Origin of the sequence: Rhodoferax sp. (assembly GCF_028689295.1) — a bacterium.
Lineage (GTDB): Bacteria > Pseudomonadota > Gammaproteobacteria > Burkholderiales > Burkholderiaceae_C > Rhodoferax.
The window spans coordinates 12165-31451 of sequence record NZ_JAQTWL010000024.1 but is presented as its reverse complement, the minus strand read 5'-3'; the positions used below and the strand labels follow the sequence as shown (position 1 = coordinate 31451).

General features: G+C 57.2%; 13 protein-coding genes. 12 read left to right on the top strand and 1 reads right to left on the bottom strand.

Annotation, left to right across the window (positions count from 1 at the left end):
• Window positions 1-238: 238 nt before the first annotated feature.
• The 12 genes from PHF15_RS14765 (at window position 239) to PHF15_RS14710 (ending at window position 18084) form a co-directional block, all read left to right on the top strand.
• Window positions 239-1519 carry a cellulase family glycosylhydrolase gene (locus PHF15_RS14765; protein ID WP_300122249.1) on the top strand — a complete coding sequence of 427 codons (1281 nt, stop codon included), beginning with the start codon at window positions 239-241 and terminating at the stop codon, window positions 1517-1519.
• A gap of 29 nt (window positions 1520-1548) precedes the next feature.
• Window positions 1549-2409: an endonuclease/exonuclease/phosphatase family protein gene (locus PHF15_RS14760; RefSeq protein ID WP_300122247.1), complete on the top strand. Its 861-nt coding sequence runs from the start codon at window positions 1549-1551 to the stop codon at window positions 2407-2409.
• A gap of 372 nt (window positions 2410-2781) precedes the next feature.
• On the top strand, window positions 2782-5619 hold the full coding sequence (locus tag PHF15_RS14755; protein WP_300122245.1) for a TonB-dependent receptor: 2838 nt from the start codon (window positions 2782-2784) through the stop codon (window positions 5617-5619).
• Window positions 5620-5761: 142 nt separating this feature from the next.
• Complete coding sequence (locus tag PHF15_RS14750) at window positions 5762-7300, top strand: tryptophan halogenase family protein (protein ID WP_300122243.1); 1539 nt, start codon at window positions 5762-5764, stop codon at window positions 7298-7300.
• A gap of 22 nt (window positions 7301-7322) precedes the next feature.
• The gene (locus PHF15_RS14745) at window positions 7323-9905 is read left to right on the top strand and encodes a glycoside hydrolase family 3 N-terminal domain-containing protein (protein WP_300122241.1); all 2583 of its coding nucleotides are present in this window, start codon (window positions 7323-7325) and stop codon (window positions 9903-9905) included.
• Window positions 9906-9909: 4 nt separating this feature from the next.
• The gene (locus PHF15_RS14740; protein ID WP_300122251.1) at window positions 9910-10971 is read left to right on the top strand and encodes a LacI family DNA-binding transcriptional regulator; all 1062 of its coding nucleotides are present in this window, start codon (window positions 9910-9912) and stop codon (window positions 10969-10971) included.
• A 98-nt stretch (window positions 10972-11069) separates the two neighbouring features.
• Entirely contained in the window at window positions 11070-12446 is a 1377-nt protein-coding gene (locus PHF15_RS14735) for a GH1 family beta-glucosidase (RefSeq protein WP_300122239.1), read from the top strand.
• Window positions 12440-13675 carry an ABC transporter substrate-binding protein gene (locus PHF15_RS14730; protein ID WP_300122236.1) on the top strand — a complete coding sequence of 412 codons (1236 nt, stop codon included), beginning with the start codon at window positions 12440-12442 and terminating at the stop codon, window positions 13673-13675. The genes PHF15_RS14735 and PHF15_RS14730 overlap by 7 nt, the downstream gene beginning before the upstream one ends.
• Window positions 13676-13693: 18 nt before the next feature.
• Window positions 13694-14590 carry a sugar ABC transporter permease gene (locus PHF15_RS14725; protein ID WP_300122233.1) on the top strand — a complete coding sequence of 299 codons (897 nt, stop codon included), beginning with the start codon at window positions 13694-13696 and terminating at the stop codon, window positions 14588-14590.
• The gene (locus tag PHF15_RS14720) at window positions 14587-15474 is read left to right on the top strand and encodes a carbohydrate ABC transporter permease (protein ID WP_300122230.1); all 888 of its coding nucleotides are present in this window, start codon (window positions 14587-14589) and stop codon (window positions 15472-15474) included. The genes PHF15_RS14725 and PHF15_RS14720 overlap by 4 nt, the downstream gene beginning before the upstream one ends.
• Window positions 15475-15478: 4 nt before the next feature.
• On the top strand, window positions 15479-16552 hold the full coding sequence (locus tag PHF15_RS14715; RefSeq protein ID WP_300122227.1) for an ABC transporter ATP-binding protein: 1074 nt from the start codon (window positions 15479-15481) through the stop codon (window positions 16550-16552).
• A 200-nt stretch (window positions 16553-16752) separates the two neighbouring features.
• Window positions 16753-18084: a glycoside hydrolase family 30 beta sandwich domain-containing protein gene (locus PHF15_RS14710; protein WP_300122224.1), complete on the top strand. Its 1332-nt coding sequence runs from the start codon at window positions 16753-16755 to the stop codon at window positions 18082-18084.
• Window positions 18085-18159: 75 nt separating this feature from the next.
• Here PHF15_RS14710 and PHF15_RS14705 read toward each other — a convergent pair whose 3' ends face one another.
• Window positions 18160-19173: a glycerophosphodiester phosphodiesterase gene (locus PHF15_RS14705; protein WP_300122221.1), complete on the bottom strand. Its 1014-nt coding sequence runs from the start codon at window positions 19171-19173 to the stop codon at window positions 18160-18162.
• Between the last annotated feature and the right edge of the window lie 114 nt (window positions 19174-19287).

The window sequence follows — 19287 nt, the reverse complement described above, 5'->3', positions numbered from 1 at the left end:
AGGGTGGCAGCATTGTGGATGTGACCATCCTGTCGGGTCCGCGCGTGTTCCATGCCGCAGTCAAGGCAGCCATGATGCAGTACACCTGCGTCACCGATGGTGGCGATGTGATTGCCACGCAGGAATTTAATTTCAAGGTGGAATAGCCAATCGGGGAAACAAATCCCAACATGGGGCTGCTGTTTGATCGCTCAATGGCATGACGCGGCCGTGGTGTCGCACTCACTTGGAGAGAAGCATGTTTCGTTTTGTGTTTATTTTTATCCAGTTGTTCAGGCTTGCCGGCTACGGTGCTGCCAACGCCGCAGAGATGTCGATGTTGCATGCCCAAGGTGCCCACTGGGCGAAGTCAGACGGCAGTCAGATCAATCTCAAGGGCGTCAACCTCGGCAACTGGCTGATGCTCGAATTCTGGATGATGGGGCAACACTCTACGGCGATTGACGACCAGTGCACGCTCGAAGCGAAGTTCGACGAGCGCTTTGGCTACGTCGAGCGCGAACGCCTGATGAAGTTGTTTCGCGACAACTGGATCACCACGCGCGACTGGGACATGATGTCGCGCTTTGGGCTGAACCTGGTGCGCCTGCCTTTCATCTGGAGTCTGGTAGAGGATGAAAAGAAGCCCCGCCATTTGCGAGCCGACGCATGGCATTACCTTGATGAAGCGATCAATCAGGCCGAGGCGCGCGGCATGTACGTCATACTCGACCTGCACGGCGCTGTCGGCAGCCAGGGTATGGAGCATCACAGTGGTTGCGCCAACAAGAACCTGTACTGGAGCACGCCGGAGTACCAGGACCGTACCACCTGGCTGTGGGAGCAGGTCGCAAACCGCTACAAGAACCGCGCCGCCGTCGCTGGCTACAGTTTGCTGAATGAACCGTGGGGCACCACCGAGCACCAGATGGCCGCGGTGGTGAAAAAACTCTACGCCAGCGTGCGCGCCGTTGATCAAAATCACGTCATCATCCTGCCCGGCCATCATCGCGGCATCGACGCCTATGGCAAGCCAGGCGACCAGGGGATGCGCAACGTCGCTTTTGAAATGCACTTCTATCCTGGCCACTTTGGTTGGGGCAAGCCTGGCGTTGAGGTGCACCGCGACTGGCTCCAGTGTGCCTCCAAAGGTGACGGCAGCTGTGAGTGGAACACCCGCATGAACGCCTTGAACACGCCGTTCTTCGTTGGTGAATTTCAGCCCTGGGCGGATATGGACAATGAATTGGGGGGGCAGATCGCGCGCGCCAGTTTTGACGCCTACGCCAAGTATGGTTGGGCCGCCGCCATCTGGTCCTACAAGATGGTCAGCAACAACGGCGGGCAGGGCCATGGCAACTGGGGCCTGGTCACCAATACCGCTGCGGCCAAAGTGCCAGCAGTCGATTTTTCCACCGCCCCGCTGGCTGAAATTGAGAGCCTCTTCAAACAGTTCGGCAGCCTGCCCTATGAGCCCCACCAGGAAGTCATGAAGTGGCTGAACAGTGCCGTTGCGCCAGAGCCATTCAAGCTGCATTGAACACCTCCAACCAAAAAATTGGACATGCCATGCGTACTTTTCACTTCGCTTTGCTGATGCTGATCACAGCACTGATCACAGCCTGCGCCCTCACGCCAGCATCGACACAGGAGGTGCTGCACGTCATGAGCTACAACATCCGTTGCGGGTTCTGTGAACGTGCAGACGACGTCAATCACTGGAGTCGACGTAAGTTTCTGGTCGCCGACGTCATCAAAAAATCACAGGCGGATGTGATCGGTTTGCAGGAGGCCGAGGCGTTTCAGGTCAAAGACCTGGCGGCCTTGCTGGGCGATTTCGATTGGGTGGGCGTGGGGCGCGACGACGGCAAGGAAGGTGGCGAGATGAACGCGGTGCTCGTGCGTCGCTCCGCTTTTGCGATCGAGTCGCAGAAAACGCTGTGGCTGTCAGAAACCCCTGGCCAGGTGTCTAGGAGCTGGGACGCGATGTTCAATCGCACCATGACGGTACTTGGCCTCAAGAGCCGCAAAAGTGGCAAGCGCATGTATTTCATGGACACGCACTTTGACCATGTGGGGCACACCGCGCGCAGCGAGAGCGCCAAACTCATTGTGCAAACCCTGCAGACGCTGGACGTGGGCCTGCCGGTGATATTGACCGGCGATCTGAATGACCGACCCGGTTTTGCCGGCTACCAGACCTTGATCACTCACTTGCAGGATGCCGCCGTCGTGGCGCGCACACCCGCCACCGGGGGCGACATCACGTTCAATGGTTTTGGCAAGGACATTCAGCCGGGGAACAAGATAGATTTCGTTTTTGTCAGCTCGGGCCAGCAGGTTCTTTCGCACCAGGTTATCACCGATCTGTACGATGACCGCTACCCCTCAGACCACTACCCCATCGTGGTGAAAGTGCTACTGCCATGACGTTCATGCTGAGAGACAGTTCAGTTCGCTGAACCCATCCATGCACAGGGGGCACCCGTGTCCCCCGCAGTTGTCGATTTCAGGTCTTGTTGAAGTTTCAACTGCTACCACCGGTTCAAGCACACTGGTGGACTGGTCGCATGCGCAGTCAAGTTGAATGGACCGCCAAGGCTGCCGGGGCCACCGCGGCGAGTCCATCTTTTTTTCAAGCAAACAGCCAGAATTAGGGAAACCCCGAATACGGAATTGAATTTTTGGATGATAAAGTGGGCATCACTGGAAACGTTTCCAGTTTGGATTAATCATTCCCTCATCACGGCATAAACATGGTTTATGCCACATTTTAAAAATCGAGCCCCTAGGAGACTTTGAATGAAAACTTCAGCTACCCAGCGCAGCCAGAACGTCGTCCGGCGCCGCGCTGCGCTGCGCATCAATCCCATCGCAGCCGCCTGCGCAACGTTGCTGCTTGCGACTGGCTCGGTTTACGCCCAGGAGGCCAGTCTGGACACCGTGACGGTGACCGGCATCCGCAAGGGTATTGAGAGTTCCATTGCTGTCAAGAGAAATTCCGATTCCATTGTGGAAGCAGTTTCGGCAGAAGACATTGGTAAATTACCCGACGCCAGCATTGCTGATTCGATCGCACGCCTGCCGGGGTTGGCGGCGCAGCGTGTGGATGGTCGTGCATCGGCGATCTCGATCCGCGGACTTGGTCCTGATTACGCAGGTGCCGTGCTTAACGGGCGTGAAATTGTCAGCTCCGGTGATGGACGTGCGGCCGAGTACGACCAGTTTCCCTCGGAGTTGATTAACAAGGTGATTGTTTACAAGACACCCGATGCTGCTTTGGTGGGGCAAGGCTTGTCGGGCACCGTCGACATTCGCCCGGTGATGCCTTTGGATTTGCGTGGGCGTCAAATCTCCGTCAATGTGCGCGGCGAGAAAAACTCCAATGGGCAGTTGTCGCCCCAGGGTGACGGCGGCTTGGGCAACCGTCTCAGCGCCTCGTACATCAATCAGTTTGCGGACAACACCGTGGGTCTGGCGCTCGGGTTTGCGCATCTTGATTCTCCGGGAGAGGCAAAAAAATACGAAGCTTGGAAATACGGTGACTACGCTTCCGATCAGGCAAAAAGTTGGGGTTCGAACCCAACGGGTGTGCCAGGGGCTGGAGTGGCTGGTGCTCGTGCCCTGTTTGCCCAAGGTTTCGAGGCCAGCGTCACCTCCAGCAAGCAAGTCCGCGACGGTTTGATGGCCGTGCTTGAGTTCAAGCCGAACAAGGACTTGCACAGTATTGTTGACTTGTATTACTCCAAGTTCGATCAAAAGCGTGTCACAAATTTATGGGCAGGCGATCTTCAACCTTGGGGCGGTGGTTCTAATTTCTCCAACGTCGGCACCTCAAATGTCAATGGACAGACGATCATTTCCAGCGGTACGTCTGCTGGTGATCGCAACCTTGTCTACGAAAAGAACTTCCAGCGCAGCGATGACATCACCTCATTGGGCTGGAAAAACGAGTTGAAGTTGGCCAACAAGTGGACGGCGACGGCCGATTTGGGTTTTTCACGCGCCAATCGCAACGAGACCTACATTCAGTCTGTTGCCAAGGGTTTGGCTGGTGGCGCTCACACTTTTTCAGGTCTCGACAGCAGTGGCGATCGGGTGTGGACAACCACTGAAGATCTAACCAGTGCTACTAATGTTCAGTTGACCAACAGTCCCGACTGGGCCGAAATGCGGACACCGACATATAAGGACGAAATCAGGTCCTTGCGTCTGTCTGGCAAGCGCGACCTAGAGGGTGGGATGTTCTCCGCCATCGAAACCGGCTTGAACTACACCCAGCGCGACAAGAATGTCCAGTCTGATGCCTACCGTCTTACGCTGGCGGGCAATAATGTGGCTATCCCCGCGAGTGCCTTGCGTGGGCCGGTGGCGATCAACGTAGGTGGTATTAACACCAGCACCTTGTCGTGGGATGTGCCGAGCGTGATGGGGCTTTACACAGTCACCCCAAAAGATCCGTGGTCGGCCAAAGACAACAAATATGCGGTGCATGAAAAAGTCACTACCGCGTTCGCCAAGCTAAATGTCGATACTGACTTGGGTGTTGTTCCTGTCCGAGGCAATGTCGGGATCCAGGCGGTGCACACGCAGCAAAGTTCCGAAGGTTTTGCCTGGAACGACGGGGCGTTGATTCCGGGCGGAGCTGCGGTAATACCGGTCACTGGTGGTGCCGAATACAACGACTTCTTGCCGAGTTTGAATCTGGTTTTCAATTTGAAGCCTGACCTCATCGCGCGTTTTGGTCTGGCAGAAACCATGGCACGTCCACGCATGGATGATTTGCGTGCCGGAGCTGATCAGCCAAAACTGGTTGCGAATTCGGCCACGCCAGGTGAAACCAAGGGGCATTGGGAGGCCAACAACGGCGGCAAGCCGGATCTTGAGCCTTGGCGCGCAAAATCCCTTGACGTGTCTCTGGAAAAATACTTCGGCAAGAGCAGTTACCTGGCAGGCGCGGCGTTTTATAAAAAGCTGGATAGTTTTATCTATGAGCAGAAGACTGTACGTGACTTCTCTGGTTTTCCGAACTACTCGCCGACGCTGACTGCTGGCTGCTCCTCGACCAATCCAGGATGTGATCCTAATCAAGGAACGATAACCACCCAGGTCAACGGGCAGGGTGGCTCGGTTTATGGTCTTGAGTTGAGCGCTTCTTTGGAGGGGGCTTTGTTGACACCCGCGTTGAAGGGCTTTGGTGTCATTGTGAGCGAATCCATCACGCGAAACAGCCTGCCCAAGGACAAGAACGGCGATCCCATTAATCTCGATGGATTTTCAGGTACTGTGAACAACCTGACCGTCTATTACGAGGCGAATGGCTTCTCCACGCGGATCAGCCAGCGCTATCGTGCTCCTTTTACCGCTACAACACGCAGTGTGTTGCTCAATACTGAGACGAGTACACACTTCGAAGCGGAAAAGCAAGTGGATTTCCAAATCGGCTACGCGTTCGACAGCGGTACCTACAAGGGCCTGTCACTTTTGTTGCAGATTAACAATCTCACGGATGAGCCTTCCGTGCAAACGCGGAGTGGCGAATACTACGCCGATTCAACTGGGGATCGCAGCGCCCAAATGCCTTGGAGAACCGAAAATTTCGGGCGTTCGGTGCTGCTCGGCGCTACATACAAGTTCTGAGCTGGTTCATGCACAAAAGCCCTGTCGATGAAAGTCGGCGGGGCTTTTTTTCTTCACAGTAGTGCCACAAAATTGCGCAACCCAATGTAATCTTGTTGTTGCGAACCTTTATCGCACCACTTTTTTTGGAAAGGACGACACCATGTCCGGAAATAGACTCAGGAACATTGTCATCGTTGGCGGTGGAACAGCGGGCTGGATGACGGCCGCAGCTTTCTCCAATGTAATGGGGAAACATTACAACATTTGTCTGGTCGAGTCTGACGAGATCGCTACCATCGGCGTGGGTGAAGCCACGATTCCGATGATTAAGGATTTCAATGTGGCGCTGGACCTTGACGAAAACGAATTTTTGCGCGCGACGCAAGGCACATACAAACTCGGTATCGAATTTGTTAATTGGGGCCAGGTGGGTGACTCCTATATTCATGGTTTCGGCAAGATTGGGCAAGACCTCGGCCCCTTTGCCTGTTACCAATACTGGCTCAAGATGCACCAGGCCGGTGAAGCATCGGATCTGGAAAACTATTCAATCAATACACTGGCGCCCAGGACGTCGAAATTCCTTCGCAGCGAGCCCGAAATGGCCGGTTCGCCCTTGGGCGACATCAACAACGCCTTCCACTTCGACGCCAGTCTGTACGCCAAATTCTTGCGCGGCTACTCGGAGAAGCGAGGTGTGGTACGCACTGAAGGCCGGATCGTACAGACCGTGCTGCGCGAAGCCGATGGTTTCATCGAATCCGTCGTTCTGGCCAGTGGCGAAAAAATTTCCGGGGATTTTTTCATCGATTGTTCTGGCACGCGTGCGCTGCTGATCGGCGATGCGCTCAAGCGTGACTACGAGGACTGGTCTCATTGGCTGCCTTGTGATCGGGCAATCGCTGTGCCCTGTGAATCAGTCACGCCTCTAGTGCCTTTCACAAGATCCACCGCTCACTCGGCAGGCTGGCAGTGGCGCATTCCGCTACAGCACCGCATCGGCAACGGTCACGTTTATTCCAGCCGTTTCATGAGCCAGGATGAGGCCACATCGATTCTGCTGAATAACCTGGACGGCAAGCAACTGGCTGAGCCGCGCTACATTCCCTTCATTCCAGGACGGCGAAAGGAAACTTGGCACAAGAACTGTGTCGCCGTGGGCCTGTCCAGCGGTTTTTTTGAACCCATCGAGTCCACCAATATCCATTTAATTCAGGCGGCTATCGCGCGGGTGATCAGGTTGTTTCCCAATATGGGATTTCAACAAGCCGACATTGACGAATACAACGCCCAGACGCAGTTCGAGTATGAGCGCATTCGCGACTTCATCATTCTGCATTACAAGGCCACGCAGCGTGACGATTCACCATTCTGGAATCATTGCCGCAATATGGACATACCGGCCACGCTGCAGCACAAGATCGACTTGTTCAGCAGCAACGGTCGGTTCTTCCGCGAGGGCAGCGAACTCTTTGGGGAAGTGAGTTGGGTGCAGGTGATGCATGGTCAAGGCATTCGGCCACAAAGCTACAACCCTTTGGTGGATTTGCGCTCCAAGGAAGAAATCAAAATGTTTCTCGGAAATATCGAAAGTGTCATCAAAAAGTGTGTCGATGTCATGCCGACGCATGAGGACTACATTGCCCAGCATTGTGCTGCTTCTGTCCCTCAAGTGATGGCGTCGCCCTCGGTTCGGTAGGGTTATTGGGTCCAAAGCAGCAATGAAAACGTTCTTTTCTGCAGTGCTTTTCAGCAGTCTGTGCCTGGTTGGCTGTGCCGTATTGGACGGTCAACCTGGACCGGAGTCCGCGCGCCCTCTGGAAGACTGGCCCCACATCACCAGCGCGATTCCAAAGGACGCGGCGATCGAAGTCGAGGTAGCCCGCATTCTGGCTGGTATGACCCTGCCCCAAAAAATTGGCCAGATGACGCAGCCAGAAATCAAGAGTGTGACGCCGGCAGAGGTGGGCGAGTACTACATCGGCTCGGTGCTCAATGGCGGTAGCTACTGGCCGCATGGAAACAAGCTGGCACCGATTGCGGACTGGGTCAGCCTGGCGGACCAGTACTACAACGCCTCCATGACCACCGACATGAAGATCAAGGTGCCCGTGATTTGGGGCACAGACGCCATTCATGGCCATGGCAATGCGTATGGCGCGACGCTGTTTCCACACAACATCGGCTTGGGTGCGGCGCATGATCCGCAATTGATTCAGAACATCGGCGTGGCGGTCGGACGACAAGTGCGTGCAACCGGTATCAACTGGGTCTTTGGGCCTACTTTGGCGGTCGCTCGGGATACGCGCTGGGGCCGCACCTATGAGAGTTTTTCCGAGGATACCAATCTGGTCAAAGCCTATGCGGGAGCCTATGTCACCGGCCTGCAAGGAAGTTTTTCAAACGATGGCAACGTCGTCGCCACGGCCAAGCACTTCATCGGCGATGGTGGCACCGATATGGGCAAGGACCAGGGCATTAGCCAAGGCAGCAAGTCCGACATGATGAATATTCATGGCCAGGGCTACTACGGTGCATTGGCGGCGGGCGTCCAAACCGTGATGGCATCCTTCAACAGTTGGGACGACGTGGCCGCAGGCATCAATTACGGCAAGCTGCACGGCAGCAAAGCGCTGCTGACCGATGTGCTCAAGCAAAAGATGGGATTTGACGGTTTCGTGGTGTCAGACTGGAACGGCATTGCCCAGGTGCCCGGTTGCACCCAGGCCAGTTGTGCGCAAGCAATCAATGCGGGTATCGACATGGTGATGGTGCCCGACAACTGGCGCTCCTTCATTGGCAACACGATGGCGCAGGTACAAAGGGGCGAGATCCCGTTGGCGCGCATTGATGATGCGGTGTCGCGCATATTGCGCGTCAAACTGCGCGCCGGGATCTTTGGCAAAAAACCCTCAGACGGCATTTACGCCGGCAAACCAGAGGCTTTGCAAGCGCGAGAACTGGCGCGCCAGGCAGTACGTGAGTCGCTGGTGCTACTGAAGAACAACGACGCGGCATTACCGCTGCCGCCCGGCAAGAAAATATTGGTCGTGGGCAAATCCGCCAACAGCCTGCAAAACCAGACCGGTGGCTGGACGCTGGGCTGGCAGGGTACCGGCAATGTCAACAGCGATTTCCCGATGGCGGACACGATCCTGGACGGCATCAAGGAAGCGGCAGGCAGTGCCAACGTGGCATTCAGCGAAACAGCACAAGGGGTGGATGTGAGGCGTTTTGATGCGGTGATTGCCGTCATCGGTGAAACACCTTACGCCGAAGGCAATGGTGACATTGCGGCGTCGGGCACCCTGCGGCACAGCAGTCGTTACCCGGAAGACTTGAGTGTGTTGCGGGCGGTTGCTGGCTGGGGTAAACCGGTGATTACGCTGCTGGTGTCGGGTCGCCCGGTTTATGCCAATGATTTGCTCAACCTGTCGGACGCTTTTGTGGTGACTTGGTTGCCGGGCACCGAGGGCAAGGGGGTCGCTGATGTGTTGTTCCGCAATGCCGGTGGTGGCATTCGACACGACTTCACGGGTCGTCTTTCCTTTTCCTGGCCGAAGGCGGTTTGTCAGACGGCGTTGAACTTGGGTGACCCCGGTTACGCGCCTCTGTTTGCGCCAGGTTATGGTTTGAACTATGGCAGTAGCATGACTGTCCGCAAGTTGGACATCACGGTGCCGCCGGACAGCTGCGGGCATACCTCAGTGCTGCCAATCTTCAGCCAGTCGGATCGTGCGCCCTTTGCCTTGCATGTCGCCAGTGCGGCCAATCACTGGCTGAGCCGACCAGTGGGGGGCGATCTGAATGCCACGCTGAGCCTGCCCACCGACCAGCCCGCCGTTCGGGTGGAAACCACGCAGATCAACACGCAGCAAGATGCAAAACTGGTGACCTGGTTCGGTGGTCCAGGAAAGATCTTCGCCCGCTCTTCCCAGCCGGTGGATCTGCAATCCTATGCCGTCAATCAAGGGGTGTTGCAGTTCGATATGGTCATCATGCAGACTCCACAGGGGCGCGTGAGCCTAGCCCTCGAGTGCGGTGAATCTTGCCGGGGAGAAATTGACCTGAGCATGCTGTTAAAAAAGTTGGGCCTCCAGAGCAGGCGCACGGTCAAGATTCCGCTGGCCTGCTTTGGGCTCAAGCAGGTCGATTTTGCCAACGTGAAGGTCCCCTTCAGTGTGTTAACGTCCCAGCCATTCGCAGCGGCATTTGCCAACATTCAGATCGTTGCCGGTGCGACGGGTGATACGGATGCACTGTCCTGCGCTGACGTCGGTAATGAATCAAATTTGGGAGAATGAACTAATGACCACAATCAAGGATGTTGCTCGCCTGGCCGGCGTTGGGGTGGGAACAGCATCGCGGGTGGTCAGCGGCAGGGGATCGGTAGCGGTAGCGACAGCCGAGCGTGTCCGTCAGGCCATTGCCGAACTGGACTTTCGTCCTTCCCATGCGGCGCGGTCGCTGTTGTCGGGGTCTTCCCAAATGATTGGCGTGTATATCCCCATGCTCAAGGGGACGTTCTACACCCCTATCCTCGGGGCCATCGATACCGAGTTGCGCACCACGGGGCGGCACATGGTGGTGGCTTTTGGATGTGGCGACGGCGACGCACGACAGCAGGCGATCGAGGGCCTTGAGTTCCTGATTGAGCGTGGCTGTGACGGACTGGTGGTGATGAGCGACGCGCTACGCGAGCAAGACATCAAGGCTTTGGGCCCTCAGCAAAGCAAATTGGTCATGCTGAATCATCGCTTTGTGAACCTTGATGACCAGTGCTTCACCGCCGACCATACGCGAGGTGGCGTGCTGGCCGCGCAGGCCTTGTTGAAAATGCGGCATCGCAAATTCGCGGTGATTGCGGGCCCAAGCTCTTCGCCCGATAACGTGGCACGCGTGGAGGGGTTTATGACCGAGTTACAGCGCAAGGGTATTGATGCCAGCCAGGTCGTGACGCTGCAAGGCGACTTTTCACCGGAAAGTGGATGGGCGTCAGCACGATCCTTGGCGTCATCCGGGCACGAATTTACGGCGCTATTCTGTGCGAATGATGAAATGGCGGTAGGTGCCCTGGCCTATTTTCAGCAGGCTGGAATTTCAGTACCCGGAACCATTTCGGTGTTGGGCTATGACGATACCCCTAGCGCCGAGTACTCGGCACCGCAACTTACATCGGTGCACATTCCCTGGCGCGAGATCACATTGAATGGCCTGCGCTGGTTGCTCAACCAGTGTTATGGCGAGGCGCAGCCGGTGCTGCGGAAATTTCCGGTCAGTGTGACCTGGCGTGCGTCTGTGGCGATGGCGCAGGAAGCAGCGGAACCGAAGGCCGTTTCGCGCAAAAAACCAGTTCCAGTCACTCGCTGAATTCACAAAACCAAGGGTTGCTACGGATGTGACGGGATGGTCTCTGAGACTACAATTGGAATCCTTTCCAACTGGTGAGATACGGTACCGATAAAAACATGAAAAAAACAACAACTGATGATCTGCTGATTCTCCAGCGCAACGACTTTGCCCCTGACTTCCGATGGGGTTGTTCTACTTCTTCGTACCAGATCGAAGGCGCAGTCCATGCGGATCTTCGCGGCGAATCAATATGGGATCGCTTTTGCGCCACGCCGGGCCATATTCGGGACGGTTCCAGTGGCGCTGTGGCCTGTGACCATTATCATCACTGGCCGGAAGATCTTGACCTGGCGCGCAGTCTGGGCACCAATGCCTACCGGTTTTCCATCGCCTGGCCCAGAATCTTCACGAACGGTCGAGGCAGCGTACCGAACCCAAAGGGACTCGATTTTTACTCGCGTTTGGTGGATGGCATGCTCGAGCGTGGTCTGGAGCCCTGGGTCACGCTGTACCACTGGGACTTGCCGCAGGCACTTCAAGACCAGGGCGGCTGGGTGAATCGCGACACCATAGACGCTTTCGTCGAGTACGCCGATGTGGTGAGCCGCCATCTGGGCGACCGCATCCAACATTGGATCACGCACAATGAACCCTGGTGCACCGCGTTTCACGGCAACTACGAAGGTGTGCACGCGCCGGGCCTGAAGGACTTCAAGACCGCGCTGCAGGTGAGTCACAACGTGCTGGTGTCGCACGGGCTGGCAATCCCCGTGATTCGGCGCAATGCGCCAAATGCTTGCATCGGCGCGGCGCTCAGCCTGCATCCGCTCAAACCCGCATCGGACAGCGCGCAAGACTTGGCTGCTACAACGCGCCACGACGGCTTGCGCAATCGCTGGTTTCTGGACCCACTGCATGGCCGTGGCTACCCGGCAGATATTTGGAAAATTCTGGGTGCCAATGCACCCGTGGTGCAGGACGGTGATCTGGCCGCGATTGCCACATCCACGGACTTCCTGGGTGTGAATTACTACTTCCCCGAGATCGTGGCCGATGCGCCGGGCCAGGGTGTGATGTCCACGCGCGTCATCGAGACGCCCAACGTCGAGCGCACAGCCTTTGGCTGGGAAGTGTCACCCGAAGGCATGGTGGCGCTGCTCAGCCGAGTGGCACGGGACTACCAACCCGCAGCCATCTACCTGACCGAGAATGGCTCCACCTACGACGACGTGGTCGGCGCGGACGGAGAGATCAACGATGTCGAACGACGACGCTATCTGATGCGCCATATCGCAGCGGCGCGCGAGATCGTGGCGCAGGGCATCCCCGTCAAGGGCTACTTTGCCTGGAGTCTGTTGGACAATTTTGAATGGGCCGAAGGCTATATTCGCCGCTTCGGTCTGACGCACGTCGACTTTGACACGCAGCAGCGCCGACTCAAGGCCAGCGGCAAGTGGTACCGTGATTTCCTACAAGGAGAAGCAATATGTTGAAACAGAATATTCTGGCCGCAGCCCTGGCATTGGCATTCCTCGGTAGCACCGCCGTCCAGGCTGCGGGGCCCAAGGCCGAAGTGATTCACTGGTGGACATCAGGTGGGGAGTCCGCGGCGGTGAAGGTGTTTTCCGACGCCTACACCACCACCGGTGGTGTCTGGGTGGATACGGCCGTGGCGCTGGGCGAACAGGCGCGCTCCGTGGCCATTAACCGCATTGTCGGCGGCAACCCGCCGACCATGGCGCAGTTCAATACCTCCAAGCAATTTCTGGACGTGGTCGAGCAAGGCATGCTCAACAACGTCGATGAAGTGGCGATCCGCGACGGCTGGGACAAGTTCCTGCCCGAGACCGTGCTGAACGTGGTCAAGGTCAAGGGCCATTACTACGCCGCGCCGGTGGACATTCACATGCCGACCTGGTTCTGGTACTCCAAGGCGGCGTTTAAAAAAGCAGGTATTACCGCTGAACCCAAGACCATGGACGAACTGTTTGCGGCGCTGGACAAGCTCAAGGCCGCGGGCCTGATTGCCTTGGCGCACGGTGGCCAGCCTTGGCAGGAGAACACCGTCTTTACGGCGGTCCTGGCAAACTTGGGCGGCACCGAGCTCTACCTGAAAGTGTTGCGCGACCGTGACCCCAAGGTGATTCAGGGCGAGGACTTCAAGAAGGTGCTCCTTGCGTTCAAGCGTCTGCAATCCTATGTGGACAAGGGTTCTCCGGGGCGCAACTGGAACGACGCCACGGCGATGCTGATCACGGGCAAGGCCGGCGTGCAAATCATGGGTGACTGGGCCAAGGGCGAGTTCACGCTGGCGCACCAGGTGCCGGGCAAGGACTATGGCTGCATTGCGGGTTTTGGACCCAAGTCGCCTTACATCATCCAGGGCGATGTATTCGTCTTTCCAAAAACCAGCAATGCGGAACAGATCAAGGCGCAAAAAGTGCTCGCCAGCCTGATGCTGGCGCCGGCCACGCAAGTGGCGTTCAGCAACAAGAAGGGCTCCATTCCCGTGCGCACCGATGTCGATTCGTCCAAGATGGATGTCTGCGCCCAGCAGGGCCTAGCCATCATGAAGGACAAGTCGCGCCATCTGGGCAACGGCGAGGTCTATCTGAACCCGGACCAGAATGGCTCGCTGGCGGACATTCTGACGGCCTACTGGAACAAGGCCATCCCCGTGGAAAAGGTGCAGAAGGATATTGCCCGCGCGTTGAAAAGCTAAGACCTTGGCGTGTTGACCATGAAGATCAAACCCAGACAATTGCTGCGCCAGTTCACCATCTGGAGCGCGCTGTTGCCCATGGCCACGACGGTACTCGTGGCCTATCTGGGAACGGTACTGTGGTCGCTCAAGGTGTCCATGAGCAACTCGCGCACCTTCCCCTCGGACGAGTTCGTCGGCCTGGCGCAATACGAGCGCCTATTCGACAACGAGCGCTGGCTGTTGTCGCTGCAAAACCTGGCGCTGTACGGCGTGCTGTTCATCGTGGCGTGCATGGTGATTGGCTTCTTGCTGGCGGTCTTCATCGACCAGAAGGTGATGGCCGAGGGCGCCCTGCGCACGATCTTCCTGTACCCCTACGCCATGTCGTTTGTCGCCACCGGTCTGGTCTGGCAGTGGCTGCTGAACCCGGGCAACGGGATTCAACAGGCGGTGCGCCAAATGGGCTATGAAGACTTCACGTTTGACTGGATCATCGACCAGGACAAGGTGATGTACACCATCGTCATCGCCACCGTCTGGCAGGCCTCGGGCCTCGTGATGGCCATGCTGTTGGCGGGTTTGCGCGGCATCGACGACGATATCTGGAAAGCCGCGCGCATCGACGGCATTCCCACCTGGCGCGTTTACGTCTCCGTCGTGCTGCCGATGCTGGGGCCGTCGGTGGCTACGGTGTTCGTGTTGCTCTCCACGGCCGTCATCAAGCTGTTTGACGCCGTGGCATCGATGACGCAGGGCGGCCCCGGTACGGCCAGCGAAGTACCGGCCAAATTCATCATGGACCATTTGTTCGGGCGCGCCAACATCGCGCTGGCGTCAGCCGGTTCCATTGTGCTGCTGCTCACTGTGCTGATTTTGCTGGCGCCGCTCTTGTATGCGCGCAGCCGTGCCAACGGCGCCGGGGGTACGAAATGACGACGGCTGCCGCCCCGCGCGCACGTCGCCCCTTTGCATTCGGTCCGGCGCGCATCGGCGTTTACGCCTTTTTGTTGACGGCAGCGGCGTTCTTCCTGATGCCGCTGTACATCATGCTGGCAACTTCGTTCAAGAGCATGGACGAGATTCGCCTGGGCAATATTTTTGCCTTCCCCGTTGACATCACGGTCGCACCCTGGGTGGCGGCCTGGACGACGGCCTGCACCGGCGTCTCGTGCGAAGGCATTCGCGGCGGCTTCTGGAACTCGCTTTTCATCGTGATTCCGAGCACGATCCTGCCCATCCTGCTGGGTGCGCTCAACGGCTACGCCTTGTCGTTCTGGAAACCCCGCGGCGCGAATGTGCTGTTCGGCATTCTGATGCTGGGCGCCTTTATTCCGGTGCAGGTGATGATGTTTCCACTGGTGCGTGTGCTTGCGACGCTGGGGCTGTTCAGCTCCTTGCCGGGCATTGTGCTTATTCACATCATCTTCAGCATGCCGGTCATGACGCTGCTGTTTCGCAATTACTACCAGTCGATTCCGCAGGAGTTGTTCAAGGCCGCGCGCATCGACGGCGGCGGCTTCATCCGCATCTTTGTGCAATTGATGCTGCCCATGTCCACGCCCATCATCATCGTCGCTGCCATCATGCAGGTCACGGGTGTCTGGAACGACTACATCCTGGGCCTTGTGTTTGCAGGCCGGGACAATCTTCCGATGACGGTGCAGCTCAACAATGTGATCAACACCACCACGGGCACGCGGCTGTACAACGTGAATATGGCAGCGACGATTCTCACGTCGCTGGTGCCGCTCACAGTCTATTTTGTTTCTGGTCGCTGGTTTGTGCGGGGTATCGCCGCCGGTGCGGTAAAGGGGTAACAGCATGGCAAGCGTAAGTGTCCGCAATCTTTGCATTCGCTTCGGCGACAACGAAGTCATTAAAGGCCTAAATCTGGATGTGGTGGAGAGCGAGTTCTTGGTTCTGCTGGGCCCTTCAGGTTGCGGCAAATCCACGTTGCTGCACAGCATCGCCGGTCTCATCGACGTGGCCGACGGAAGCGTCGTCATCGGCGGCCAGGACATGACCTGGGCCGATCCAACGGACCGCAATATCGGCATGGTGTTTCAGTCCTATGCGCTCTACCCGACCATGAGCGTGGAGCGCAATATGTCTTTTGGCCTGCGCGTCAAGGGAACCCCCAAGGCCGAGATTGAGCGCCGTGTGCAGCGTGCGGCGCAAATGCTTCAGCTGGAGCCGCTGCTGAACCGCAAGCCCTCACAGTTGTCAGGTGGGCAGCGCCAGCGTGTCGCCATTGGGCGGGCCTTGGTGCGCGAAGCGGGCGTTTTTCTTTTCGATGAGCCGCTGTCCAATCTGGACGCGAAGCTGCGCGCGGAACTGCGGCGAGAACTCAAGCTACTGCACAAGAACCTGCGCTCGACCATGATTTACGTGACCCACGATCAGGTGGAGGCCATGACACTGGCGACCCGCATTGTGGTCATGTTGGGCGGCAAAATCCAACAGATCGGTGCCCCCGCGCAAGTCTATGAAAAGCCGCAGAACCTTTTCGTTGCCGGCTTTCTGGGCTCGCCCGGCATGAATCTGCTGAGCGGCCAGCTCGGCGCCAGCGTGGGTTCCATGGTGTTTGAGTCGAAGAATTTGACGCTCGATGTCGGCGCCTATGCGTTCCTGGGCCGGCCCGTCGCTGCGCAGCCCGTCATACTGGGCATACGCCCGGAAAATCTGTTGATCCACGCGGGCGGTGCGCATCAAGGCACGGTGTCATTAATTGAGCCCATGGGAAATCACCACGTCGTGTGGCTGGATTTTGGCGGCAAGCTGTTGTCCTCGGTGGTGAGCGGCGCGCTGGGCTTTAGTGTGGATGAGCCGGTTCGCTTCACCATCGATCTGTCCAAAATCTCACTGTTCAACCAAACAACCGGGCAGCGCTTGTAAACGTCGAAAACGCCCTCTTCACCAACTTGAATCTACGTCGAATATTGCACGAAGGCTGACAAATGATGATGCAAACATGCACGAACAAGGTGTCGAAACTGGTGATGGTGGTCATATTGGGGCTGGGATGGAGCACTGCGGCACAGGCACAGACGACGACATCAGTTGGCAGTTCGCCAGGTGGTCCCGTGCAGACTTGGGTGACTCTGACTGATCAGTCGAAACTGCTTGCCCGGCAGAAGGACATCGTTTTTGGGGTCAACACGCCATTGCCGCTGAATATTGCGGTGGATCCCAGCAAGCGCTACCAGGAAATCGTTGGTTTTGGCGCCAACATCAGCGACGCATCGGCCTGGTTGATCCAGAACCGCATGAATGCGCAGCAACGACAGGCTCTGATGGCAGATTTGTTCGGCAAGCCACCCGGCATTGGCTTGAGCTTCACGCGCGTGACCATCGGTGCCTCGGATTTTTCCCGCAGCCACTACACACTGGATGATGTGCCCGCCGGACAGACTGATTACCCATTGGCGAAGTTTTCAATCGACCCAATGCGTTCGGATGTGATGCCTATGGTCAAGAGTGCGCTGGCCGTCAATCCCAAGCTGCGCGTCATGGCTTCCCCCTGGAGCGCGCCCGGGTGGATGAAGAGCAATGACAGCCTGATTCAGGGCACGCTGCGCCCAGAGGCCTACGGCGCATTTTCTCAGTACCTTGGTAAATTTGCCGATGCGATGGAGGCTGAGGGCCTTCCCCTTTTTGCGTTGACCGTGCAGAACGAACCGCACTTTGAACCCAAGGACTATCCTGGAATGCGGGTCGAGTCGGCTGCCCGAGCCAAGTTCATTGGCGAATACCTGGGGCCGCTGCTGGTGAAACGTCCCACGCCAGTGCGTATTCTGGATTGGGACCACAACTGGGACGAGCCGCAAGCGCCTTTGCAGGTACTGGCCGATCCGAAAGCGCGTTCCTACGTGGCGGGTGTCGCCTGGCACTGTTACGCCGGTGATGTGAGTGCGCAGGCCGTGGTGCATGCTGCCTACCCGGATAAAGAAACCTACTTCACTGAGTGTTCTGGTGGCGACTGGAAACCGGATTGGCGCGAAACCCTGCCCTGGTACATGCGCAATTTGATCATTGGTACCACCCGAGGATGGGCCAAGGGCGTCCTGTTATGGAACATTGCGCTGGACGAAAACCATGGGCCCCACAGCGGCGGTTGTACCGATTGCCGTGGGGTGGTAACCATCAATTCCAAGACCGGTGAGGTGACACGCAATTTTGATTACTATGCGCTGGCACATGCCAGCCGCTTTGTCCGTCAGGGCGCACGTCGCATTGAGTCCACGACTGGGGTAGACAGCCTGGAGACGGTGGCCTTTCAGAACTCTGATGACAACTCCGTCGCCTTGATTGTGTTGAATTCGGCTGCCAATTCATGCCGATTTTCTGTGAGTTTTGGTGGTAAAAGCTTCGAGCACACCATGCCGGGTGCCAGCGTCGCCACTTTTGTCTGGGACCGACCACGTTGAGTGGCTCAAGCGTCGAGCGGTTCAGGCGCGTGGACTTGAGACTGTCGGTGGTTGGCCAAAAAATTCAGACAGGCTTCAGTTGGTCACGCCTTTGGGCAAGACTACTCCTTTTAGCCGCAGCGTTTTTCGCAAGCGGTCTGGGTAATCGGTGATGATGCCGTCCACATTCCAATCGATCAGGCGCTCCATCTCGGCCTGCTGGTTGATAGTCCAGGGGATCACTTGCAGGCCCAAAGCTTGGGCCTCCTTCACCAGCGATGCGCTGAGGTTGTTCTGGTTGGGTGCCCAGATAACGCCCGCCGCCTGGCCGGCCGAGGCGCGAACCATGCGCGGCACGGAACCGCCGTTGTCCTTGAGCAAATGCCCGGCATTCCAGGAACCGTCTATTAGCGTGTTGAAGTCAGGTGCTTCAATGGTGAGATACATGGTACGCAAATCGGGCTCCAGTTGGTGCAGCAATTCCAGCGTCCGCCAGTCAAAACTCTGAACCATGACGCGCCTGCTCATACCGGCTTGACGTATCACTGCCAGCAGGGTGTTGACGAAGGCCTCTGGTGCCAGCGTGCTTTGTGGATAGTGCGGGTTGATTTTGGTCTCCATGTCGAAATGGACATCGTTGGCACCGAGCTCATTGACCAGTTTGAACAGGGCGGCCAGAGTGGGGATGCACTGTCCATCACGGGCCTGCTGCTGCGGAAACTCGGTCGCATAGCGGCTGGCCGGGTTAATTCGGCCAACGTCATACGACTGCACCTGTGCCAGCGTAAGGGAATTGATAAGGGGGCCGCGCTCTTTGAGCCACCGGCCATTGGCATCGCGCGTGATGGCGGGATTCATTGCCGAGTCATGCGAAATCACAGGAATGCCGTCGGCCGTGATGGCGATGTCGAGTTCAAGCGTCGTGATACCCAGTCGAAGTGCATTTTCAAACGAGGCCAACGTGTTCTCTGGCAATAGTCCGCGGCCACCACGATGCGCTTGCAGATCGAAAGCGTGTGCCTGAAGCGCCAGCAAAGTCAGACCAAAAAGCCAACTCCACGTTCTCCATGAAAATTTGATGGACGAAAGGGAGATTTTGTGAGTTGTCATGTGATGTTGCCGGGAAAAAAATCAGGCGTTTTACCAAAGAATTGCCACGAAAGATGAGGGTCCTATCAAGCGAGTATTGCGAAGGCGTCCAAGCGCTCGTGGTTGAAGTAGTCC